This is a genomic window from Salinarchaeum sp. Harcht-Bsk1 (assembly GCF_000403645.1).
Taxonomy (GTDB): domain Archaea; phylum Halobacteriota; class Halobacteria; order Halobacteriales; family Salinarchaeaceae; genus Salinarchaeum.
This window is the reverse complement of record NC_021313.1, coordinates 1,339,400-1,362,395: the sequence shown is the minus strand read 5'-3', so window position 1 is coordinate 1,362,395 and position 22,996 is coordinate 1,339,400. Positions and strand designations below refer to the sequence as shown.

General features: G+C 54.9%; 15 protein-coding genes. 8 read left to right on the top strand and 7 right to left on the bottom strand.

Going from position 1 to position 22,996, the window contains the following annotated elements; all coding sequences use genetic code 11:
• Positions 1-12: 12 nt before the first annotated feature.
• Positions 13-1,125: a site-specific integrase gene (locus tag L593_RS06275; RefSeq protein WP_144060718.1), complete on the bottom strand. Its 1,113-nt coding sequence runs from the start codon at positions 1,123-1,125 to the stop codon at positions 13-15.
• Between the two features lie 200 nt (positions 1,126-1,325).
• Between L593_RS06275 and L593_RS15605 the strand changes: the two genes are divergently transcribed.
• On the top strand, positions 1,326-2,012 hold the full coding sequence (locus L593_RS15605; RefSeq protein ID WP_187292647.1) for a hypothetical protein: 687 nt from the start codon (positions 1,326-1,328) through the stop codon (positions 2,010-2,012).
• Between the two features lie 2 nt (positions 2,013-2,014).
• On the opposite strand, the gene L593_RS06265 is transcribed toward L593_RS15605, so the two are convergent.
• Together L593_RS06265 and L593_RS06260 are read right to left on the bottom strand one after the other, a co-directional pair.
• Positions 2,015-3,181: a hypothetical protein gene (locus L593_RS06265; RefSeq protein WP_020446099.1), complete on the bottom strand. Its 1,167-nt coding sequence runs from the start codon at positions 3,179-3,181 to the stop codon at positions 2,015-2,017.
• Positions 3,174-4,934 (bottom strand): DEAD/DEAH box helicase, encoded by a 1,761-nt coding sequence (locus tag L593_RS06260; protein ID WP_049893911.1) that lies wholly within the window; start codon positions 4,932-4,934, stop codon positions 3,174-3,176. Before L593_RS06260 ends, L593_RS06265 begins: the two co-directional genes overlap by 8 nt.
• 234 nt (positions 4,935-5,168) lie before the next feature.
• Here L593_RS06260 and L593_RS15600 point away from each other — a divergent pair, with 234 nt between their 5' ends.
• The 3 genes from L593_RS15600 to L593_RS06245 all read left to right on the top strand — a co-directional run bounded on the left by L593_RS15600 (position 5,169) and on the right by L593_RS06245 (position 8,615).
• The gene (locus L593_RS15600) at positions 5,169-6,179 is read left to right on the top strand and encodes a nucleoid-associated protein (RefSeq protein ID WP_187292646.1); all 1,011 of its coding nucleotides are present in this window, start codon (positions 5,169-5,171) and stop codon (positions 6,177-6,179) included.
• Positions 6,179-7,870 (top strand): hypothetical protein, encoded by a 1,692-nt coding sequence (locus tag L593_RS15595; RefSeq protein WP_144060715.1) that lies wholly within the window; start codon positions 6,179-6,181, stop codon positions 7,868-7,870. Before L593_RS15600 ends, L593_RS15595 begins: the two co-directional genes overlap by 1 nt.
• A gap of 418 nt (positions 7,871-8,288) precedes the next feature.
• Positions 8,289-8,615, top strand: coding sequence for a hypothetical protein (locus L593_RS06245; RefSeq protein ID WP_144060714.1), 327 nt, complete (start codon positions 8,289-8,291; stop codon positions 8,613-8,615).
• A 3-nt stretch (positions 8,616-8,618) separates the two neighbouring features.
• On the opposite strand, the gene L593_RS06240 is transcribed toward L593_RS06245, so the two are convergent.
• Positions 8,619-10,328 carry an ATP-dependent endonuclease gene (locus L593_RS06240; RefSeq protein WP_020446095.1) on the bottom strand — a complete coding sequence of 570 codons (1,710 nt, stop codon included), beginning with the start codon at positions 10,326-10,328 and terminating at the stop codon, positions 8,619-8,621.
• Positions 10,325-12,994: a DUF1156 domain-containing protein gene (locus L593_RS06235; protein ID WP_049893908.1), complete on the bottom strand. Its 2,670-nt coding sequence runs from the start codon at positions 12,992-12,994 to the stop codon at positions 10,325-10,327. The genes L593_RS06240 and L593_RS06235 overlap by 4 nt, the downstream gene beginning before the upstream one ends.
• A 112-nt stretch (positions 12,995-13,106) precedes the next feature.
• Between L593_RS06235 and L593_RS06230 the strand changes: the two genes are divergently transcribed.
• The 4 genes from L593_RS06230 (at position 13,107) to L593_RS06215 (ending at position 19,866) form a co-directional block, all read left to right on the top strand.
• Positions 13,107-13,883, top strand: a complete 777-nt coding sequence (locus L593_RS06230) for a hypothetical protein (RefSeq protein WP_144060713.1) — start codon at positions 13,107-13,109, stop codon at positions 13,881-13,883.
• A gap of 133 nt (positions 13,884-14,016) precedes the next feature.
• Positions 14,017-16,134, top strand: a complete 2,118-nt coding sequence (locus L593_RS06225; protein ID WP_020446092.1) for a DUF262 domain-containing protein — start codon at positions 14,017-14,019, stop codon at positions 16,132-16,134.
• An 82-nt stretch (positions 16,135-16,216) separates the two neighbouring features.
• Positions 16,217-19,477 (top strand): DUF499 domain-containing protein, encoded by a 3,261-nt coding sequence (locus L593_RS06220; RefSeq protein ID WP_020446091.1) that lies wholly within the window; start codon positions 16,217-16,219, stop codon positions 19,475-19,477.
• On the top strand, positions 19,474-19,866 hold the full coding sequence (locus tag L593_RS06215) for a hypothetical protein (protein WP_236608603.1): 393 nt from the start codon (positions 19,474-19,476) through the stop codon (positions 19,864-19,866). Before L593_RS06220 ends, L593_RS06215 begins: the two co-directional genes overlap by 4 nt.
• On the opposite strand, the gene L593_RS06210 is transcribed toward L593_RS06215, so the two are convergent.
• Together L593_RS06210 and L593_RS06205 are read right to left on the bottom strand one after the other, a co-directional pair.
• Positions 19,863-21,638, bottom strand: a complete 1,776-nt coding sequence (locus tag L593_RS06210) for an McrC family protein (RefSeq protein WP_020446089.1) — start codon at positions 21,636-21,638, stop codon at positions 19,863-19,865. The two genes, L593_RS06215 and L593_RS06210, sit on opposite strands and share 4 nt — an antisense overlap.
• A complete protein-coding gene (locus L593_RS06205) occupies positions 21,638-22,870 on the bottom strand; it encodes an AAA family ATPase (protein WP_049893904.1) in 1,233 nt (410 codons plus the stop codon). The genes L593_RS06210 and L593_RS06205 overlap by 1 nt, the downstream gene beginning before the upstream one ends.
• Positions 22,871-22,996: the final 126 nt, after the last annotated feature.

Below are 22,996 nucleotides of genomic sequence, written 5' to 3'. Positions count from 1 at the left end.
CCTGTAACTGGCCTATTCTTCCCTACTACCACCGTCCGTCATGTGATATTGCCTGTGGTTGGACTCGAGGACCTCCCGTCGCCGCTGTGATTTCCGCTCTTCGCTCCGCTGGTCGTAGTGCTTGTCGAGGATCGGAACGGAGACGTCCACCCTGTCACTGAGGATTTCCTTGGGAACGCCGTCGTTCAGTTGCTGCATGATCGACCACTTTCGGAGCGGATGGGTGGTGAACGAGGACGGACAAGTCGTCGCCTGTACGGGAGCCGTCGCCTCACAATCGCTGATGTCGCGATCGTGCGGACAGTCGTTCGAGTACTCGCAGGGTCGCGTGAGTTTATAGAAGTCCCTCCGGATCGTGGTCGTCGACGCCCGGCCTTTTGACGTCGTGAACAGTGGCTCGCGACCAACGTCGTCTTCGACGTCGTGGCGATTGTGCTGGACGTAATCCTCCAGTAGTCCGGTGAACGACGGCGAGAGGTTGACGATTCGCTCTCCACCGGCCCCGTTCTTCAGGGGCGTCTCTCCCTCGGACTCCATGGGTCGATGTCTGATCTGTATGGCTTCCCGATCCCACTGAATGTCGTCGAGATCGATCGCGATGGCTGTGCCGAGCCTCACGCCTATTTCAGCAATCAGTTCGAACTGGGTGTGGCGGCGCGACGCATACTCGAATTGCTGGTAGTACGACCGAATCGCTTCGACGGCCTCGTCCTCCGGGGCGTCGTCCTTGACTTCCGCGTCCGGTGGGACGTTGGGCAACGGAACGCGCTCGTGGAAGTCAGGCTCGACGGCTTCGATGATCTCACAAAAGCGGAAGAACCGCTTGAGAATCCCGAGGGCCCCGTTGAGCGTGACCGTCGAGATGTCCGTCTCCTTCTTTCGCCAGTTCTTGAACGCGATGAGGTCGCGCCCACTGAGGTCGTTGAGGTTGGTGAGGCCGTATTCCGCTGCCCACTCTTCGAAGATGCCGAGTGCAGACCGATGGGCGCGTTGCGTTGCGGTCCTGAGCTCGTCGCTTCGATCCTCGAGGTACAGTTCAATCGCTCGCTCCGGTTCGATCGGTTCGAGGGCGTCTTGAGACATGCCCATCTGCCCTTTGAGGATCCCCTGACTTCGTTGTCGCACGGCGTCTCGAAAACGTGCGGAATTCCTCTGTCCGCTGTATCGGATCTTCTACTGTAGAGCAGTCTCTGTAACCGAGAAGAGCCGGTTTCCGGCACCGACAATCGAAATGCCGGAAGTTTCGCGATTCAACCCCTCCTTGCACAGTATCAATGTGACGTATCCCTAGGTGTTTACTGACGCCCCACATGGAACCGAACGAGATGAGCGACGGAACCGGCCAACTTCGGTCCGAACTGGAGGGCATTCTTCAGCCTCCGATCGACGTACTTCTCGATCCTTCCTTACTCGTCGCCAAAGCATCGGCCGAGAAGGTAGAAGGGTCGCAACTCTTCGAGGCACAAACGCAGGCTACGCTGGGTGCAGCTCCAACAGAACCTCGATTAGGCGATCTACATATTCCCGCTTCATTTGCGGAACTCGTGAACGGAGGTTCTGAGGTACCAGTCAGTGAATCTGCCTCACTGGAGTTCTTTCGAGGAAAGGCCGCACCAGCAACTGAAGAACAAATCGCTGACATTGTGGGCAATTCACTCATTTCGCCATTCGCTTCGAGCGATTTCGAGTCGTCGCCCCTGGAGGAGAATCTCGCGGGTCGAACGAGGCAGATCCTTTCCGAAGAGATGTCCTTCCTCCAGGAGGGAGGTATCGTCCTCGCTCGGACGCCTACTTTTCTCGAGGCCATCAGGGACTCCGGGACGCCGACGATCGACGTTGGGTCTAGTTCGCTCGCATCCGATACTGAAGTGACGCTTTCGGACGTCGGATATCAGCACCCGGCACCGGTCTGTGCGTTCGCTGTATCTGGAGCGGATGCAGTCGTGGATGCCCTGGCATCCGGAATACTATCTTCCGATCCGGCGATGCTCGTGTACCGGATCGGGCGATAGCTTCACCTCTCACAACAGGAGTTCCCGACGACTTCACCGTCCTCGATTGTCAATGCGCTCTCCCCGTCTAACGTCCGTCCACAGCGGGAGCAAGTGGGCGCCTCCATGACCCCAATTCCGACGGCATATGGACAGGTAACGGTCGTTCTCGCCCCGTCGATTTCCAGTTGGTATTCGATATCGCCTCTTTCGTAGGTCACCGTCGTCAGGATGGACGGTTGAACGCGGACGGTTAGCGCGTGCCGATCGCGGATTTCCCGTCGCTGCTCTGGGAACCCGGCTTCGATCTTCTCGACGAGCTCGTCGCGTTCGGCAGCGAGTTCCTCACGATCTGCACGAAGCTGTTTTCGCGTCCTGAGTGCCTCGACCCGATCGTGTTGCTCGTCCGCGGAATCGATTTCCTTACTAATCTCGGCGATCCGTTCGTCTAGTCGGTCAATCTCGTCGTCGAGTTCCTGCCGGCGCTGTCGAACAACTTCTCGGTACTCTTCTAGTTCCACGTCCGCTGCTCGAGTCGCCCGTTCTCGGATTTCTTCGACAGTGGGAGCGATTTCTTGCTCGATCTGCTCCTTCGCAGCATCCAGCGTGGTCTCAAGGGCTTGAGCGTCCAGCTCTTTCCCTTCTTCGAGCGGCGGGGAATCAGCCCCGGTGACCTCCAGATACGTCTCTGCCAGACGCGGCAACGGCTCAGCGTTCTTCGCGTCGACAGCAACCGCTCTGAGCTCTTCGGATTGGAACTGGCTCACGGTCTCGATCCCGACATCGAACAGTACACAGAGGGCGCGCCGATCGTAGTACGGAGAAAACGAGGTCTCGAGTACCTGCGCGGGGCCACCGGTGATCCATGAAGGAAGTCGATTCTGCAGGTCGAAGGTGCCGGCAGTCAGCGAGAACGAACCGACGGGTGCCAGCTTCCCGGCTTCTTCGAGCAGGCGGTTCACGAAATCGCTATCGGGGGCGATAGCGAGGGCGCCATCCGGAACCTCTTCGGGATCACTCGCCACGACCAGGTCGGTCCCCTCGATGTCGAGCTCCGTCGGCGCAGCATCGGGCAACGTAACTGACCACGTTCGGTCCCGCTTCTGGATCTCCCCGCCGATCGATGTGAGATATTCCTCGACGAACTGCTCGACTGCGCGTTCGGTTACCGGCAGAGCCGCGTCAGTCATCGTCTGCCCCCAGATCGAAGCCCTCGAAGACGCCGGTGTTGAAGTCGCTCACCTTGTCAGCGAGTTCGCGTTGTTCCTGGAGATCAACGGCCATTGCGTCGAAGTCGTTCTCGAGCTCGATGTCGGAGTCGGCGTCGACGAGGCGCTCGAAGACTTCGTCCTCGAAGTTTCGGCCGGTCTCCTCGAGCCGGGTGAGGATCTCGCTGAGCTCGCCGACGGATTGTTGGAAGAGATCGATCTTGTGATAGAGCTTTTCCAAGACGTACTCCTCGATGGTATCCTCCAGAGCGACGTTGAAGACGTAGACCTCGCGGTCCTGGCCGATGCGGTGGATGCGGCCGATCCGCTGTTCGACCTTCATCGGGTTCCAGGGGAGATCGTAGTTCACCATCACATTACAAAACTGGAGGTTTCGCCCCTCGTTCATGGCGTCCGTCGAGACGAGCACGCCCCCCTCGTCCTCGAACCGCTCGACGATTGCTTCCTTCTCGTCGCTGGAGTGTCCACCGTGGAATGCGTGAACAGTGTAGCCTTCCTCTCGGAGCGTTTCCAGGATCAAGGACTGGGTGGCCCGGAACTGAGTAAAAACAACCACTCGCCCTTTCTTGACTCGTTCTGCGGCTTCTTCGGTGATTTCCCGGAGATGCTTAAGCTTGGTTGGCGTCTCGACGGCGTCGGCACACTCGAGAATGTATTCGAGCTCGTCGGAGTGGGCCGGTGGTTCGTCTTCATCGTCGTCGAGGCGCTTCTCGATCGTGCCCCTGAGGGCGGCTGGACTGCTGACGACTTCCTTCTGGAGCGTCATCAGGACGAGCTTCTGTCCTTGACTTTCGCGATATGCACCCCGGACGTAGTTCGTTACAGCTTCGTAGAGGTCGCGCTCGGTGGGAGAGGGCTCGAAGGTTGTCGTCGTGACGTTCCGCTCCGTGAAGTCGATATCCGTCTCCTCGCGCCGGTTGCGGATCATGACGTTGCGGAGCCGTTGCTGGAGGTCGTCGCGATTGACCAGCGTGTCCTGACCGTTCTCGACGAAGTAGTTGTGGAAGGCCTCCCGCGTTCCGAAGAGCCCGGGTCGGAGGAGCGAGACGACGTTGTAGAGGTCGGTGACGTCGTTTTGGATCGGCGTCGCCGTGAGGAAGAACGCGTAGTCGTAGGAGAGCCTGTCGACGAGATCGTAGCGATCCGTCTCCTCGTTTTTAACGTAGTGGGCCTCGTCGAGGACGAGGACATCCCAGTCCCGGGCGAGGACCGTCGATCGGTGGCGATCGCTCTTGGCGGTGTCGATGCTGGCGATGATCCGGTCGTGCACGCCGAACCCCTCGAACTCGTCGTCGTAGTTGCAGACGAACTCCAGGCCAAACTTCTCGAGGAGTTCGGCCTGCCACTGCTGAGCGAGCTGGGCCGGCGTGAGGATGAGCACTGCTTCGTCAGTCCCTCGGTGGTGCATCTCTGCGAGGATCATCCCGACCTCGATTGTCTTCCCGAGGCCCACTTCGTCGGCGAGGAGCGCCTTGCCATCCATCTCGAAGAGGGCGCGATGAGCCGCGTCGACCTGGTGCTCGAGGAGCTTGACAGCTTCTTGATCGAGGTGGGAGAGGGAGCGGAGCTCTGTGTCGGGCTTGCCGGCTTTTAGTCGGTTGGCCTCTATAGAAATTCGATGGTTTTTGAGCTTACCTGAAGCCCTATCTCTCTCCACCGGCCGGTCAGCCTCCTCGTGGTTGAAGGCCACCTCCACGAGGTTTCTCTCCTTCATCTAAAGGCAAATTAGAGGGAGGTCACTTGTATCTCCGGACCTCGTTATAACGTTCTAATCCTGGACCTCTTGAGGGACTTTGATAGTTGTACTTCGCACAGCGAATTACTATCTCTGAACTGATGAGTGCCAATTAATCCCTTTGGAAATCACTTTAGAGAACTGGTTTGGGGGAAACGCTAATGGTAATTGCGTTTGTTGCTCCATTTAAACATGAATTCGGAAATACATTCGATGACCTATTCTCCGGTCTCTCCTAGCCTTGACAATGCAAACCAATGGAAGGAATCTGTAGGCGGAGATATTGACGAAGATCTGGAGCTGTTTGAACGGTATATCGAGCAAGTTGTAGTGAAGGCGGATATCTCCGACGTCACCCGTGGAGATTTCGTGACCTCGGATACAGAGGCAGAGGAATGGTTGGAAACCGCAAGGACGACAGATTTCAACTCCTCTCCAGACGAATTTGAAGCAGCTGGAAAAGCGCTGGCAGAGGAGTTGAATTCTCAGATTCATCCCCGGGCAAATGATGGCGTATTATTTATTATCCAGGCAACAGTTGAGGGAGAGCCACTTCTTGATAACGAGGAACATGAGATTGTCTCAGTCCTCAAACTGGATCTAGTCGAGGAAGAACGGCTAAGACTCGCAGACGATAGAGGGATTGAAGAGTTAGACTTGGAAGATATTTTCCCAGAGCCAAACGAACTTCAGAAGGGTTTAATTTATCCGATCGTTCAAGCCGAGGGCTATCGGCTTCCGGGAGATGTAAAATTCTATCAGTCTGGGTCTGTTTCAGACTACTTCCATGAATTTCTCCAGTGTGAGGTCGAAGAAGGATCTCTCGAGCAAGCAAAGAACGTATTCGAAGTAGTGAGCGAGTTGAAGAAGGAACACACTGGCCAAAGCGCCGACGGAGCAGATACCTCGCGCTTTAGAGAGCTGAAAGAACAATCAGATTCAGGGATCGTGGGGATCGATGAGGTGACGGCCGTTGCCAGTGATATCGTTGGACGGCAGGTTACCCGAGAAGAACTAGGAGACCGCTTGGGAGTGGAGAATCCAGATGCGCTGGCAATCGATACTGAGAACCTTCCAAGTACAGTAAAGTACGAGGTGGACAAGGAGATTCGGGTCAAATTCCCCTCAACGGCGGAAGACAGGGTTGAAAAAGAAGAGAGCGAAGATGATGTACGTGTGACGATACGCGGAACAGAACTTGATACCGAAGTACTTGATAGTTGATGATATCGGACTTTGAGAGATATATTGATCGCCTTGAGGCAGATTGGGAAATAGAGGTTGTAGGTCGACGCCTGAGGATTGAGGACGATCTCTCTTCTGAGGATGTTGAGTCAATTTTCGAGACCGTTGAGGATATTCGTGAATTGTTCGACGGGCGCAATCTGATTATTGAACTCGAACATCAAGCATCTGCGTTCGTTTACCGAATTCTCTGGGAGATTTCCGGTGACGTAACAATTGAGCGGAGATCAGACAATGAGGCGGAGATTGACCGTCTATTTGGCCAGGAACGATCGAAGTCCGCTTTTCGATCGGTACGTAACGATACTCTCTCATCGAAAGATCATCTAGTGGAGTGTATTTCTGCGCTTTTAGAATCAGGCGAGGTCGATTCGAATTTTCAGTATGTAATCGACGGGGCGAGCGTTGACGAATATCTTCAGAATCAACTCGACCTAGATTGTTGCGTTAGTTACCATTTTGAGAAGTCTGAGGTTGTCGACAGTGTCAACGGGTTATCCTTCGATGAATTGAAAGAGTACTATTACTGTTCTGGAGGGAAGCGGCTGTTTGTCATTCGAGATCTCGTCCAAGCAATTTCAGGCCCCGAAGTGGGGTACTTCCCTCCCGACCGACTCGGTGAAAACGACTTCCATTCGTTCTTACAGAGAGAATCGTACGTCGAAGATCAGTTACAGCGAATTAGGCGAGAATGTGCAATTGATCGCTTTGAGGATCAGTATCTCCCGCCGGATTATACGAAACTCGATGCCTCTGAACGCTCTGATTTCGCAGAGCAAATTCAATCCTCTTTACAACCGCACCGGATAATTTCTGGAATTTTAGGTGTATCGAACGTCAGCCGGATGACAGAAAGTGGGTGGCAAGTTCGCATCAACGGGCGCCGGGTCATCGAGTCGAATCTTGTTCTGAACGACGACGATGGATTGGTTCTTGTAGAGGAGGGTGGGGACAGTTTAACGGATATTGATAAAGAGACCGTGGAGAACTTCGTCGATCTTTTCAACTGGATATACCGGTCACGATCGACGGATCGAATCTCTGTATTTAGGAACATTGCCACCTTGTATTCGACGTCGATATCAGGAATGTTCACCGAAATTGAGGATATCGGTGAGAGTGTCAAATCGAATTTCGAGTTTTACATCCGAGATAGCATTGAGGAATTTGTTGAAGTACAACAGGATGTCACGGAATACGTTCTAAATACTCACAGGGAGCTTTCCGACATTCGGAGGGGCCTGGCCAATAACCTGAATCGAGATTTGTTTCGAATGGTAGCTTACGTGGCGATCACGTGGGCGGGAATACTCTCTCAGGTATCGGGTGTTACAGCGATTCAAACTGCACTGATTGTGTCGTTGGTGCCTGTTGGTGTTTACGTCCTTCTTGGTCTCCGGACAACCTACAGCTTGAGTCAGCAGTTCCAAGCCGTCGAGGACGGTCGCAACCAGTACTATTCCATGTACGAAAACCGGATTGACGAGAATACTTTTTCAGAAATCAAGGACGCCGACGGTAGTGAAAACATGAAGCATCAATTCAAGATCGATCTGTGGATTTACTACGTCCTATTCACACTCATGCTGATCCTCTGTTTACTCGCGGTCCTGGACCTCGCGATCCTGGAAGGTCCTCTTACAGGATTCATCGAATCTATCGAGAACTGAGGGAATTGATGCCGCATTTCCAGAACCGGCAATCTGTGTGGGTAATCGTTTATAATACTCTCGGATGACTGTACTCTTAGGAGGCGTTCACCGCCCCGGTTTCGGGGAATGAGCGAATATCCACGATGTCAGGTAACCCCTCGGACGATAGTGGCTACACTATCCAACGTTGGTCACCTCTCGAGCTGGCGACGGTCCTATCCACGACGGTGGGATCTGCTGCCTCGATCACAGCGGTCGCCACGCGATCGATGGGTGACTTCTTGATCTTTCTCTCTGTGGCCATCGCGATCCTCAGTAGTCTGATTCTGCTATCCGAGAAGGACCCAAGCTAATATAGGCATTACACCATCTAGGCACTTCTCATTTTACTGCTCCTCGAGATCAAATTTTTAATCCTCTATCACAAAGGTCCAACATGAGTATTGAAACCGCCGGGGATGCGTTTATTGCGGGTGTTGCGGCAGCAGGAAGTCTCCTAATGCTGCTCTATCTCCTCCTTCTGTTGAATTCCGATTCTGTCGATCAGTCAAGCGAGATCTTTGCTCGCACCTTCTATACATTCATGATGGCGTTTTTCCCGACGAATGAGGTTGCATTGATACTCGACGTAATTATGGGAACGCTCGGTGCGTCGGTCGCTGCCTCGGAACTTCGAGCGAAAACAGTCGGTATCCTCATCGCATTTGGCTTCTGCTGGTCTGCAACGAATATCCTGATTAACTGGTTTACGGCGCCAATTTAGCGGTCAAGCATCGATAATCCGCTTGACCTCGTCAAAGAAATCTTCGACTGGTTCGATGCATTGCCCTTGATCGTACATTGCTGCAACAACATCCTTCCCCTTTGATTTGTGATATCCCTTGCCTGGGTGTTCAATGCGGCCACATTCGTCACACGTACGATCTGCTTGCGGTGGAACTGATTCACCGGCATGGTGACGCCGTACTTCGGCACCCAATTTATCCGGGATGTCCTCAAAGTCGCCAATGAAATCTGAGTCGACTTCGAGTCTGAGGGCTTCGTTCACTCCCTCTGGGGTAAAGTAGTTCTCAATCTCGCGTTTTTCGAGTACCTCGATCACGACCTCAGGTTCGATACTTTCGTTCTCTTCGCGTAAATCGTCGATATAGTCTTTCTCAGTGTCTTCGGGATCCGATTTATCGCTATCGAGCAAAAATCCGAAGGTCCGATTAATCTCTGACAGGTCCGAAAGGCTACACTGTTGAATATTCCCTCCACCTCCTAAGTGTTGGATAGTAATTCTGGCCCTCTCGGTTTCGTTGAGGTAGTTATCCGCAACAATCTCAACCATCTGAACGTCTGTGATCCCCTCAACGTAAACTACGAAATCGCTCTGGAGGATATCACTGTTTCTAGCACCTAATTCCTCGACGATGGTCAGGTAATTCTCCTCAATCTCTCGGACCGAGGTCTTCCCCTCGTGCCGTTGTACGAGGAACACATCTCCATGGCCCCTCCGGTCAATGAAAATCGGTGAGTGGGTGGACAGCATCACCTGGCCACCATTTTCAGAAATCCGTTTGAGAGCTCCCAGCATCCGCCGTTTCGCCTCAGGATGCAGCCAGTTTCCTGGCTCTTCGAACAGCATCACGTACCCTTCTCCGACTTGGCGTTCTCGGTATGTTTCAACGAGTGATAGCACAAGCAAACTCCCAACTCCAGACCCTCGTTCCGCAATTGGCACAGATATTTCTGAGAATTCGTCTGTTACCTGAATCGAGGGTGAAAACGCCTTTCCAAGGTTGATGTCGCCAGTTACGAGTTCGAGTTGGCTGATCGAGTCTACGTGATCTGTGAGTCGATCCTCGATATCGGTCTGTAATCCATCAACCCCGTCGTTCAGCTCGCTTTCCAGTTCGTTCCTTTTCGATCGGATGTCGTCATTCTCTTCCAGTAGTGGCGTGAGCAGCTGGTCGATCAACGTATCCGATTTGAATTTGGTTTCCTCCGCAATGTTGCGCTCAGCTGGAATGTAAATCGGGTCCGGGAGCAACTTCCAGAGATACTGCCTCGTGTCCCTCTTCCCATCTGATTCATGGTCTCCGACAAGAGTGCCAGCGCCCAATTGTTCCTCGTCGGGGCCGAGATATGTATCGGCCATGCTTCGCGAGTCTTCCGGGTATTCCCACCGCCGGCTAATTTTGAGTCTGCCGTTGGTGAGTTCGATTGAGTCGTTCAGACAATCTGCAAGCTCGGCAGGAACGTCCTCGAAGAACGCCGTGATGACGATGTCGTCATCACATTCCATGTGAAATTGGTCGCGTTCCGGTTTTCCTTTCTCTTCCAAAAACATCTTCACCGCCTCCAAGACAGATGATTTCCCGGCGTCGTTTTTCCCAACGAGCACGGAAAGATCGTCAACCGAGTCGATATGGGTCTCCTCGATTGATTTGAAATTCTCTACGTGGAGTTCGGAAAGCTGCATATGGGTCATTGGTAGTCACCCAGCCGCGATTCCAGAATGTTCCGATAGGTCTCGTCGCCGGTTGCGTCGGCCAGTCCTTCACACAGTTCTCTGAGATCGTCGGTGATCTCCCACTGCTCGAGGTACTCGGTGACGGACTTGCCCTGCTCCCATCGCCATCGGAGGAACTGCGCTCTATCGAGGTCCGTGAGCTCGTCACCACTGTCGACGCGTGACTGGATGTATGCGATGCGCTTCTCGTCGTCCCAGGTCCCGAGCGTGAAACCATCCTCCATTCGATAGAGGCGCATGTCTTCCATGCGCTCGGGCGTGGCGTCGGTCCCTCGTGTGAGCTTGTTGAGGTCGTCGTAGGTCGCGTTCGGAGTTTCCAATAGGTCAACAAACACGTCGATCTCACCGACGTCGGCGCCGTGTTGAATGACGCCGTAGATCTCGTCGACGACATCTTTGGCGCTCATGGGCTCGCCGGCGCGTTTAACCTCGCCGTGGTGCTTCGAATACTCGTGGAAACACCGTCCCATCTCGACGACACCAATGTCACCCCGAGAGAGATTGCGATTTTCTTCAAGGCGGGTTCGTGTCTTTTGCGCCGTACGGTAGATATTGCGCCGGAGACTATTCCATGAGATTGGCTCCCTGTCTTGTGCAGGCCGAGCAACGATGATAATGTCAAAGTCTACAGATTCTCCCTCGGTGAGTTTGTAGGTTGCTCGATTTGTATCTGCGGTCACCGGATATGTGGCAGTTACTTCGAAGCCAACCTCACAGAGTGCTTCGAGGAGCTCTCCCCACGATTCAGCGTCGCTATGATGGTAGGTAAAGGCGAGAACTCCGTCCTGCTTGAGTGCTTGATGAATCTTCGAGAATGACTGATGAAGTTCTTCCTCGAAGTCGGTTTCGTCCTTCCCTTCGGCAGGATTGGCAACGATACTCTCTGCCCGTGGAGTCGTCTCAGTTTCGAACGGCTCGTACTCATCTTGCAGGACGATCCGGAGCCATACGTAGAAGAAATTGGACAACTCTGAATAGATCACGTTATTGTAATATGGGGGATCTGTCAGAACAGCATCAAACTCGTCCTCGTATTCCAACTGGCGGGCATCCCCACAGTGTACCTCATGGTCATCCCCTACAGCCTTGTTGAAGGGTGGGGTCTTCTGAGTGGATCCATCTTCGATATATCGCTCCACAGGGGCAGCTGCCCATTCAACACCGGCGAGGACCTTTTTCCAACTTTTGACGAATGTTCCCCGGCCGAATTCTGTACCCCATACGTTATTTTCAACAAACTCCTTCTGGGGCTTGAATGAGTTTGTCTTAAAGATCCCCTCGACCTTGTGGCCTTGGAGATTATATATCGTGAATGTATTATTAAACATCAACGAGTCTGAGAGCGCCAACAACAGATACTCCTTAGCATTCTGGTTCTCGACATCATCGATTGCCTCCAGCAGTTTTGACAGACAGAGAAGCTGCCGCTCGTCGAATATGTCCGTCCACTGTTCGTAGCCGTGTCCGAGTAGATTATGTCCTCCACCAATGCTTCCCTCGAACGCTGTGCTATCGGTTAGAATTCCTAGAGGGACGTCCTGCGAAGGAACAAACTCCCTCAAATCATCGGCATCTTCCCACTCCCGAACTGCTGCTTCGTATTTCTCAATATCGACCTCTTCGGCCTGCTTATACCCTTTATACACTGCCCGGTCACGCCCTTCTTCGTCGCAGTGGGGACAATAGTACTCGATGGCATACATTCGGGATCCATAGCCACCCTGCTCACGGCCAGCATCCATAACGCCGTACTGTTGACCGCAACTCGTGCAGGAGTATTCTGCACCGCTTGCCGGCCCTTCAGCGGGCACGAAGTTGTTCCCACAGTCACATTCGCACTCGCTTCGCCAATCCTCTACGTGAAAAATCGACTCACAATCTGGGCAGAGTACATTGTACTTGTCTTTATCACCGTATCTGCCCTTTGCCACTCTGTAATCTTTGAAGAGAGAGACGGTTTCGGAACAAGAAGTACAATCCAACTCCGTCACCCAGAGATAGTACATCACGTCAGCCGTACGCTCACAGTTCGGACACTCTGTGCTGTAGTGTTCAGTGAGTTCCTTCTTCACTTGCTCCTCGACTCTACTGAACGCTTCTTCTAGCTCTGAAATGTCTGTCTGACCGGCTTCTAACTCTTTCTTAGTCACAAACCATGCGACTGGGTTCAAGTCGTTGCCAACGACAGATGCACCGAACCGTGAAGCCTCAATTAGCGAGGTACCTCCTCCCATAAACGGGTCCAGAACTCGTTTATCCTCTACTCTGACGTCCTTGCTATAGAGTTGCCAGAGCGAATCGGGATCACCCAAATCAACATTATCTACTAGATTTTCAATTGACTCTCCGTCATCCAAAAAATCGCCGAGTTTCTGGTTGTCACTGCCCGGGTTGTGGATGGAAATTGACTGTGGATCGTCGAGGAGTGTATAGAGTGAAATTGTCCGGAATACAGACCCGAGACGTCGGGCCCACCATTTGTGCATGGTGTAAAGTGGGCGATAGTACCGTTTAGATTGATTTTCTCTGCTAACAATTTCGTTCACTTGCTCAATGGGATACCCTTTCTCAATAGGGAGGGTTGGCCGATCGTCTTCATCCGACTCGCTGATTTCCTGAGACATAGACGTATGCTCACCCCTGTCGGCGGGAGCGTTGTATAGCTTTCCGCTGTCGGGGGCGATCCACCATCGCTCCTCACATAGAACTATGGGCCTCGTCATTCGGAATGGACGTATGGCTGGTCTCTGGACTGCTCCCCTGCGGCTCCTTGCGAAGATGTCGTCTCACGTGGATACACAAGCTGAGGTTGAGGACGAGCTGAATGAGCAATTCGCAGGAAAGGAATGGGAGCTAGAGACGTATTCCGGCCAATCAGTTACGTTGACGATCTATTCGATCAAGGTACGGGCCCCTGTTGATCTGGGGGATCGAGGATCACTTGAGGAGCCGGAGATGTTCGACGGCCTCAATTGGCGTGATGAACCAACGTTATCGGAGCGAGCGAAGGCAAGTCTGAAGAATCGCTGGATGACGATAGTCAAGTTCGACGTATCAGAAGACCCAGAGTGTCTGCGGCCACCTGGTCTCAACCTCGGATTTGCTTCGAGTATTTCCAGCTCGGCCGTTGCCCTCGAAGAGCGAAATATCGTCACTCGAATGGTTCGGATCACTGACGAGCCAGCAATGCACTCCAACAAACTCGCCACCAAAATCATCTACGACGGGTCAAAGGCTGAGTACAAAGAATCGATTGACAAGGTCGTCGACAACGTGGAGTACATGCAAGAGAACATGAAACAGGTGGCGGGGAATTTCCTGGTGAATCTCTATAATCCGACGAAAGAGGAGTGGGGTGACGAGGAGATGGCTCGAGACCTCTCGCGGTACCTTCTCGAGGAGGACGTAAACATCGGCGTTGTAGAATTGGTCGTGAAAGACCTCTGGGAGAATCCTCCAGCGGAGAACGAGGATTCTGTTCAAAGCGATGGTGGGTCAGCCGGTACCCGCTGAAACAGAGGTGCATGGACGCCTGAAACGGACTCGGAATTCTGGGGTATTCGTCGTCATTTGAATGGGAACAGCAGTCGAATTCGGACATTGGTCGCCAGTGGATCTTTAGGGGTGGCGGATACAGCAGTCGACCATGGAATCTGGCAAGAAGTCGCTTGAGGAATTAACTACTGCTGGCGTATTCCACGTCCCCCAGTACCAGCGATACTACTCTTGGACGGAGCCCGAATGGGATGATCTCTGGACGGATCTCTCGACGCTTCCGGAAGGGAAGCAACACTACTTCGGGACGGTCATTATTCAAGAGACACAGCGGACGGTGACGGCACATCGAGACGGATACGGGAGTGACACCGAGAAGGATGTGAACTTGCTCATCGACGGCCAGCAGCGATTGACGTCCCTGACACTACTGGTCAAGTCGATGACTGAGGCGCTTCGAGAAATCGCACCTGAGACCGAGCACGAGGACCAGATCCTCGAAGAGGTCGCGGATATGCGTCAGCAGTTCATCGAGGAGGATAACGTCTACTTCTTGAAGCTCCTTGACGAGGATGACAGCGAGTTTCTCGAACGTATTGTCGACGGCCGATACCAGCGCGACCCGGAACGACCGTCACAACGGAAGCTCGTAGACGCAAAGTCGTTCTTCGACGAGAAGATTGCCGAGCTTCGTAATCGACCCGATCTCGAACCACTCGACGTCGCCAACCAACTCAATCGGATTTGGGAGACGATCCTCGACCTCGAGTTGATGGTCTACGTTGTCGAAGCGGGTAATCCGGAGAAGGCAACGCTCATTTTCGACAGCGTCAACGACCGAGGCAGGGCCCTCTCGACGTTCGACAAGACGAAGTCGTTCCTGATGCGGATGGCCTACTTAGCTGCTGACGACGAATCGGAAGGCCAGGCGACGATCGACTCTATTCGTCAAGCCTTCGGGGAGATGTATGACGACCATCAGAAGATTCTCGACTCCCCTTACGTCGACGATATCAGTGACGACGCGATCCAACGATACCACTTCATTACCTTCTTCGATTGGACCGAACGACAGGATCACCAGACCCCGACGTTTCTGGATCTCCTCAAGGCGCGCATACGCTCGTTGCGAGAGGAGGACCCGGAGGCCTGTCTAGCATACATCAGAGAGTACACTGAAGGACTCGAGGCGGGCTTCGACAATCTCGCCGACGTACTCTCCCAGACGGGCGATGGCGATATTGCCAATCTCGTCCACCGAATCCACAAACTTCGGCACGCGACGAAATTTTATCCGATCTTGCTCAAGGCGTGGCCCGATCTTGACCAAGCGGAACAGGAGGACCTTTTAGATGTTATTGAGACCTACATCTTCCGCGTTTACGCGATTGGCAATCATCCGACTTACACAGGCCGGTCATCCCTTCAGACCCTCGCGAGAGACACTGAACAAGGGAGTGATGCCGAAGCTTGGATCAATGGGATTGTCGACGTGATGAATAACTACCAGGATGACGACCAGTTCACACGAACGCTTTCTCGGTCTGATCTGTACACGAGTGTATCCTCACAGGATCTCCGCTACCTCTTCTACTTCTACAACGAGTATCGAGCTCGTGAGGAGAAGGAAGAGGGATCAATCACACTCGACGAGGCAATGGGCGAGGAGTATACTGTGGAACACATCTGGCCTCAGACGGTCGACGAGATCCCCTTTGAGGATACAGGATCCTATCCCAACCTCGAACAGCGATACAATGCATACAAGCACCGACTTGGGAACCTCACACTAGCAAGCAAATCTTGGAACTCCGAGTGGGGCAACGATGACTTTGAGACGAAGCGGACTGAGGGGTATGAGGAGTCAACTCTCTGGGTGCAGAAGGACATCCGCGACTACGAGGATTGGTCTATCGATAACATCCAGGATCGAGAGGAGATTCTGATCCAGTTCGTCATGGAATTCTGGGATGCACCGAGCACTCGCTTCGGCGACATTGACGAGCCGGAAAATGCAATCTCTGAACTCTCCAGTAGAGAAAACACCGTTCTTCACGCTCTGTGTGATGCCTCAAGTGGAGGCGCCAGGCGGTACATCCATCGAAAGGCTTGCGAAAGGGCGGATTCGTCTTTCGAGAACCCCGATTCGAACGACGAACGGAACGAAGTTGGGTCGATCCTGTCTAGGCTCGCGAGAGTCGGCTTAGCGGATCGGGAGAAGCGTACTTGGTACGCGACGGACGAAGCAAGAGCAGCAGTATCCGACTGAAGCCCTGCCTTGGGACATTTCTCGAAGCGGTCTCATCTACCACAGTACTTAAGCGAGTTACCCACCGTCATCGGCATACGCAATGGCCAGCACGGAACCGCTGTCACGAACGATCGCGGACACGGTGACCATCAGCCGTGAACTCCGCGAGGAGGGGGAGATCGACGGGCAGGTCAAACTCTACAACGTCGAGGACGACGAGGAGTTCGAATCTGACGCGACGACGTTCTTCGACCGGACGCTCATGACGCAGGGACTCCGGGAGGGCTTCGTCGATCTTCGAGACACCCTTCGCGGAGACGCGAACTACGGAACGCACATTCTCTACGGGCCGTACGGGAGCGGGAAGTCCCACCAGATGGTCGCGATGTACCACTGCTTTGCCGATCCTGATGGAGCCGGAGCATTCGGCGACCAGCACATCGATGGATTCAGCGATGCGCTACCGGCTTCCGAGGAGTCCGAAGCCATCACCGTCTCCCTCCAACAGAGCCAGCCCGAATTTCTCTGGGAGCCCTTCTTCGACGTTCTCGACTACGAACCGAGCGAGAGCGATCTCGAACCGTATCCCGAGATGGACGTCATCCAGGAGGCCGTCGATGGCCGGACGGTCGCGTACCTGATGGACGAGCTTGAGGACTGGTTCGAGCCGCTGAGCGGTGACCGTAAGAAGCGAAACCGTGGATTCCTGCAGGCCCTCCTCGAGACCGCAGATCTCGACGATAGCGGCGTGTTCGCGATCGTCTCGGTTCTCCGCAAGGGCTCGGACGTTCACCGGATCCTCGACCGCGAGAACGCCTCCGAGGTCAACATGAGCAGCAAGGTGAGCAAGCAGGAGGTCATTCGCCACCGGCTCATCGACGAGGTCGACGAAGCAGCCGTCGCGGACATCGTCGACGGGTACGTAGAAGCTTACGCTGGCAACGACCACGTTCCGGACTCGGAACTCCCGACGGACCTCGCGGACGATATGCGCGACTCCTATCCGTTCCACCCCGTCCTCCTCCAGGCCTTGGAGACGCGATACTACGCGGACGAGGGGAACCAGAACACTCGCGGGATGATCTACCTCTTCTCGAAGATTCTGACCACTGCTGCCGATCCCGAGGCTGACCCGGACGACCCCGATGCCGCGAAGCTCATCGAAGAGACGGATCTCGTCACCCACGGCGATATCGACGCTGTTCTGTTCGACGACGAACTGACGCGGATCAACATTGACCGCCCAGGCGTCTGCGTGGACGACATAAGAAACCGGGTCGACCCCGACGAGATTCCCTACGGCAGACGGATTCTCAACACGATTCTCCTCTACAGCCTGAAGCCCGACGAGGGAGAGGGAGCGAGCAAGGCCGAGATCGTGATGGGGACCTACGAGACGAACGACCTCGTCTCCGACATCGTCCTCAATTTGGAGCAGCTCTACGGCGTGGCGTGGTATCTCCACAAGCTGAACGGGAAGTACGCGATCCGGGATCGCCAGAACCCTAACGCGCTCATCCAGAACAAGGCCAGTGACGTCGACGAGCAGCTCGCACTCGAACAGATTGCGCAGACTGTCCAGACCGTCTTCGGTGACAACGCGTATCCAGTCGGATTCACTGGAAGCGATCTCAAAGACGTCCCCGACAACCGGGACGTCAAGGTCGTTGTCAGCGCCAGTGACTGGACTCGGGACGACGTCGAGAAGGTAATCAAGAACGCCGACAGGAGCCCCGGCCGGGAGTGGCGCAATACCCTCGTTTTCGTCCAGCCGAGTGGGGACAAGGAGATCGAATCCGGGACCGGTTTCATCGAGAAGGCCCGCTACATCGAGGGTGCCGAGCGCGTTCTCAAGGACGAATCACTCGACGACGAGATTCGGTCGTCAGTCAAACGCCAGCGCGAGGACGAGCGACGGGAACTCCAGGATCGTGTCGAGCTCGCGTACGGTGAGATCATTGACGGGGACGATCTGCTGAACGAGTTCGATCTGGCGGCAGAAATGGATCTCGACGTGTTCGTTTCTGAGGGAGACCCCCTCAACGCCGCAGATCTCACGGAGAACGTCGCAGCGGAAGGGATCGATCTCCAGCAGCACGTTTGGGAAATCGTCGATGACCTGTTGGATCGTCGTGGCGAGGCGAGCATTGAGGACATCTACGAGCAGTTCCTCCGTCAGCCGACCTATCCGATTCCGGGCGGTCCGAGTGACGTCCTGGAGGCGACGGTTCAGACTCTGGAGGACAAGCCGGTCGTCACGCACGGGTCCAACGGCTTCTCGGAGTCACTCAAAGGCAGTTCGTTGGATACGACGATTCTCCACGAACGCGACGTCGAGCAGTGGACTGTCGAAGACGTCGAACAGGAACTCCGGAGGCGATTCGGCAGTGGTTCCGACTCCATCGACGTAGGGAACTTTGAACTCGAGCTGCTCGAGGATACCGAGATCTGGCTGGAGGGAGATGGCCACGACACCGTCATGACGGCGGTCGGCCGCGTCGGCAAGGACGACCAGTACGTCCTCTACAGCGGAACGGATATCGTAAGCAAAGCCCAGTCCGACGCGACGATCCGGGATATCTCTGAAGCAGAGCGGATCGGAGTCGCCGAGGTGCGAGATCGGATTCGAGCCCAGCTCGAAGAGCAGGGTCGAGCGAACACGTACCGCATTCTCGAAGAGATCCGGTCCGACGGGACCATCTACCTCCCCGGTAGTCAGACTGAGCAAGCGTTCCGCGAGGCCGTGACCGATTTCCTCGTCGACGATTACGTCATCGACGTCGAGAGGCGGTACTACGATTCGCTGGGCGATCGGGATCCGACTGACCTCGTCCTCGTTCCGGACGTATCCGACGACGTAGGCGACGAGATTCTGGACTACCTCGACGACCTTGATGGCGGGGAAGAATTCACTGTCGGTAGCGTAGCCGACCGGTTCGATTCGACGGTGTCGGATGACGCTGTCCAGACGTTCCTCCTCCGGAACCTTGGTCGAGGCGAGGATCCGGAGTACGTGATCGGAACCGACGGCTCAGGTGATCCGACCCGGTGGTCGAAGGGCTATCAGTTCCGCATTCCGAGTGGCGGCTGGCGTTTCCAGTTTGATGGGGACGATCCGGCGGAACTCCGACGCAAGTGGCGACAGGAGGAAGATTCGGGTGAGGTGACCTTCGGCGAAGTCAGATTCACTCTGATGGACAAACGAGGAATTCCAGGCCCGCTCCAGGGGACCGCGAGGATCCAAGAGACGATGACCAAATTGACGATTGCGTCGGGGGAGGACTTTACGAAGGTCCGGGAACTCTTCGAGGAGATGCCGTCCGATGCGTCGAATATCTCGGTGGAGATCAACTTCGAATGACCATGGTCGAGAAAGGAAAACTCCCCGGCAAGTACAACATCGTCCTCGAGGATGCGATCGATCTGTTCGATCATCGTGTCCCCGTCGAAGAGTTCGAGGAACGCCTCGAGGAGAATGATCTCCCCGATGAACTCTGCGTGGTCGGTCTGAGCGACGTATTCGGAGAAGATGAAGCCGTAAGCGACCTCCGTTCGAGTATGGACCGGCGAGCGAACAGTCTCGAAAACCGATCGAGCCTCCCGACAATCCAGTTCGCCGTTGAGGGGTCATTCCAACGCAGGCAGAGAGACTACGAGCTGCAAGTCGGTGACGAACTGTATCGTCTGAGTCGGATTTTCGGACCCCAGATCGATCGGGAGAGCAGCGATTGGTTGACTGCGCCCTTCTAGAGGAGCCGGAATCCGCCTTCGACCGTCACCGCTGTTGGCACGTCGTTTTCATCACGTTCGATGAAGTAGAGGTAGATGTGCTCCTCCCCGTCTTCACGACGGAACACCGGGACACAGGTGGTCGATTCGGCTTCCCTGGCATTGCATTGCGTTTCGATCCGCCGTCGGGTCCATTTGCCTTGCTGTTCGAGATCCGAACGCGATCGGTGTCGATTAGAGAGCGTATCTGCGGCTGCGTTTACGACTCGAAGAGAGAATTCGGGGACATTGCTGAAGTCAAACGGTCCACCGGCTTCGACGACGCGATCGAGATCCTCAGCGTCGTGCTGCTCGAGGCACAGGGCGTGGTCTTCAACAGCACGAAATACTGATAGTGTCGGATAGGTCCCTTCGAGGACGTGCTGAAGGTACTCTCGTACGCTCTTATGATACGCTTCGAGCGAAAATCCGGATCCGCTGGGTGAAATCACCTGCAGCTCAGCCCCCGTTTGTTTGACCGTTCGTACCATCGACTCGTTGAGTGGCGTCAGAAATCCCATGTGCCGAGTGTCGAGGAGATACGCGTAACTGAACAAACGGGACCTAGATCCGCCGCTCTTCACTGGGTCCTTGTCCTCGCTGTAGTATTTCGAGTCGAGAACCGCGAGTGTGTCCTCTCCTTCCTCGACGGCGTGATCCGGCTGGTGGTAGATTTGCCCTTCGTCCTCGAAAGGTTTGAGCGTCGGAGACCGTACCGCACTTACGTTCTTGGTGTGGCCCAACCGATCGGACTCTCTCACTGCTTCCAGCTCCTCCTCGATCGCGACTTGAGAGTACTGCTCGAAGAGCGACTCCATGTTGAGCACGTAATCGACGGTCAGCTCCCAGCCACCTTCCACCGAAGGAGTGCCGAGAGACGACGCAGTGATGGCTTTCGACACGTCCACTGCTTGCTCGTAGTAGTGACGCTGTTTCGGGAGGTCGTGAAGTGAGAAGTTCCTGTACTCCGGGATGCGACGACGGTCACACGTTACGTCAAGGCTCTCGAGGTTCCTGACTTCCTGATGTACCTTCGAAAAGATGGTGTAGTACATGCCCTGCGAGTACTTCTCCTCATACTCTCTGAACAGGCGAAGTAGGTGCTTGCCAGCGTACAAAAGAAGCGAGTTGGCCGCATTATCGTACTCGACTTCTTTCAACAGACAGTTCTGCTGAGCTCGCCCTTCCGCTTGATTGACGAGTGACTGCTCGATGTCGATAACGCCTCTCGGTTGATCGAGATCGGCCCGCCGAGTCACTAACTCTCGGACGAACCCGTTACGGTGGACTGCCTCGAGCGCGTCGAGGTAGTTGATCGCCAGGATCAGGAACACGTCTTCGAGGTCCACATCCTCCGATTGGACGTCCGAAAGCGGAATCCCGTGATATTCGACGGAGCGTTTGCGGCCGTGAACCGCGAGAAGCATGTCGAAGATGTGGTCCCAATCGATCTTGGGTTCGATCCGAAGCTTCGATCTGGGTGTAAAGCTGATGATCCCGACGTTGTCCCTGACATCTATATGGGCAGTGGGGCCGTCGATCCGTACGCGCACCACGCGGTACTCCTCGTCGCTATCGTCGAGCGAAGCCTGGGACTTGACGAAGACGTTCGCAGCTTCCTGTTCGAAGGAAGCCCGCCGAAGTTGCTCGCCGATAGACGGGGGACAGCCCTCGATGCGCGCGGATCCACGCTCAGGCACGCTAAACGTGCCCGGTTCGTACTGATACGTTACGTCCGGATCGGAGGCGCTCATCACTCGTACGAGCCCATCTGGCGCTGCTCGGCTTCGAGCTCTCGACCCGCCAGCTCAACGGCCGGTGAGAGGTCGAAGTCGTCGAACTCCTTATCGAGGTATCGGTAGTGTTGTTCGATCTGCTCGATCTGAGGGAATGCGGCGGAGTTGAGCAGACGTGGAACGATAAACGTCTGAAAGGCTTGTCCGACTGCTTCCTCGGGTTCGTCCATGTAGAGCTCCTCGTCTTGGAGCGCCTCGCGGAGGAACACCGTCACGTCTCGGTAGTGCATCGGCCCGAACCGCATGATTCTGCCCCGAGACGCTTGCTCGCTCCCGTGATTGATGCCCTGGTAATCGGCCTCGAACAGATCGAGCAAATCCCCAGAATCGACAAGCGGGATGTCTCCGAGCTCTTCCTCGATCCATCCCGTGAAGAGTGACTCTCGGTCGTCGTCCTCGTACTCGTCGAGTTCGACCATCGCGAACCGACGAGTGATTGCGTTGTCGAGTTCGTTGACGGTCCGGTCCGACATGTTCATCGTGCAGATGATGGAGACGTCCTCGTCGAGTTCGATCGGTTCGCCATCATCAGTCTCGATCAACGTCTGATTCCGGTTTTCGATGGCAGTATAGAGCGGACCGAAGATTTGCGAGATGTCTGCTCGGGTGATCTCGTCGAGGATGACGGCATAGGAAATATCGAAATCACGAGCGCGCTTGACACCGTCCGAAACTGCGCCGAGTTCAGTGTGATAGTTCAATGAACGTCGGCCTGAAGAACCCGTGAGCTGGGGACCGATGCCCCCGATGATGTCCTTCGCCGTCCATGACGGGGTCGCGGTGTGGAGAGAATAGCCGGTGCAGTGATTGAGTGCGAGTTGCTTGGCGAACGTGGTCTTACCGGTCCCGGTCGGGCCGTATAGGACCACGGGCTTCCCAGTTCGAAGCGCAGTCTTCGCGTTGCGCAGGACGTCGTCCGGGACCAGTACTTCAGGGGGAGTATCGTCTCCGCGGGTGATCACGTCGCGTTTCAGCGAGGGAGTGGCTTTGTCGGACTCGAGTACTGCCCGTCGGATCGGACCGACCCCTCGCTCCCCCTCGTGGTGGATATCTAGCTTTTGGTCACGAACGAGAAACTCGAGAACCTCTTGATTGGCCGCGTTTTCGACTGCTTGAACGACCCGGTTCGGGACTTCATGGAGGATCTCGAGTTTTTCCTGGACGTCCTCAAGTGAATAGCCCTCATCCATGGTTAGTGATAACTGATGTATTTTCCCGCAGTATTGAAAAGCGTACCTGCTGGCAGCTAGTCCCTCGTTGACCGTCTCGACTCCAGTCGCGAAGAGTGACTTTGTATATCGAGATGCAGCCGCGAC

Coding starts and splice junctions, on each gene's coding strand:
- L593_RS15605 (WP_187292647.1), top strand. CDS start 1,326: ATGAGCGACGGAACCGGCCAACTTCGGTCCGAACTGGAGGGCATTCTT.
- L593_RS06265 (WP_020446099.1), bottom strand. CDS start 3,181: ATGACTGACGCGGCTCTGCCGGTAACCGAACGCGCAGTCGAGCAGTTC.
- L593_RS06260 (WP_049893911.1), bottom strand. CDS start 4,934: ATGAAGGAGAGAAACCTCGTGGAGGTGGCCTTCAACCACGAGGAGGCT.
- L593_RS15600 (WP_187292646.1), top strand. CDS start 5,169: ATGACCTATTCTCCGGTCTCTCCTAGCCTTGACAATGCAAACCAATGG.
- L593_RS15595 (WP_144060715.1), top strand. CDS start 6,179: ATGATATCGGACTTTGAGAGATATATTGATCGCCTTGAGGCAGATTGG.
- L593_RS06245 (WP_144060714.1), top strand. CDS start 8,289: ATGAGTATTGAAACCGCCGGGGATGCGTTTATTGCGGGTGTTGCGGCA.
- L593_RS06240 (WP_020446095.1), bottom strand. CDS start 10,328: ATGACCCATATGCAGCTTTCCGAACTCCACGTAGAGAATTTCAAATCA.
- L593_RS06235 (WP_049893908.1), bottom strand. CDS start 12,994: ATGTCTCAGGAAATCAGCGAGTCGGATGAAGACGATCGGCCAACCCTC.
- L593_RS06230 (WP_144060713.1), top strand. CDS start 13,107: ATGGCTGGTCTCTGGACTGCTCCCCTGCGGCTCCTTGCGAAGATGTCG.
- L593_RS06225 (WP_020446092.1), top strand. CDS start 14,017: ATGGAATCTGGCAAGAAGTCGCTTGAGGAATTAACTACTGCTGGCGTA.
- L593_RS06220 (WP_020446091.1), top strand. CDS start 16,217: ATGGCCAGCACGGAACCGCTGTCACGAACGATCGCGGACACGGTGACC.
- L593_RS06215 (WP_236608603.1), top strand. CDS start 19,474: ATGACCATGGTCGAGAAAGGAAAACTCCCCGGCAAGTACAACATCGTC.
- L593_RS06210 (WP_020446089.1), bottom strand. CDS start 21,638: ATGAGCGCCTCCGATCCGGACGTAACGTATCAGTACGAACCGGGCACG.
- L593_RS06205 (WP_049893904.1), bottom strand. CDS start 22,870: ATGGATGAGGGCTATTCACTTGAGGACGTCCAGGAAAAACTCGAGATC.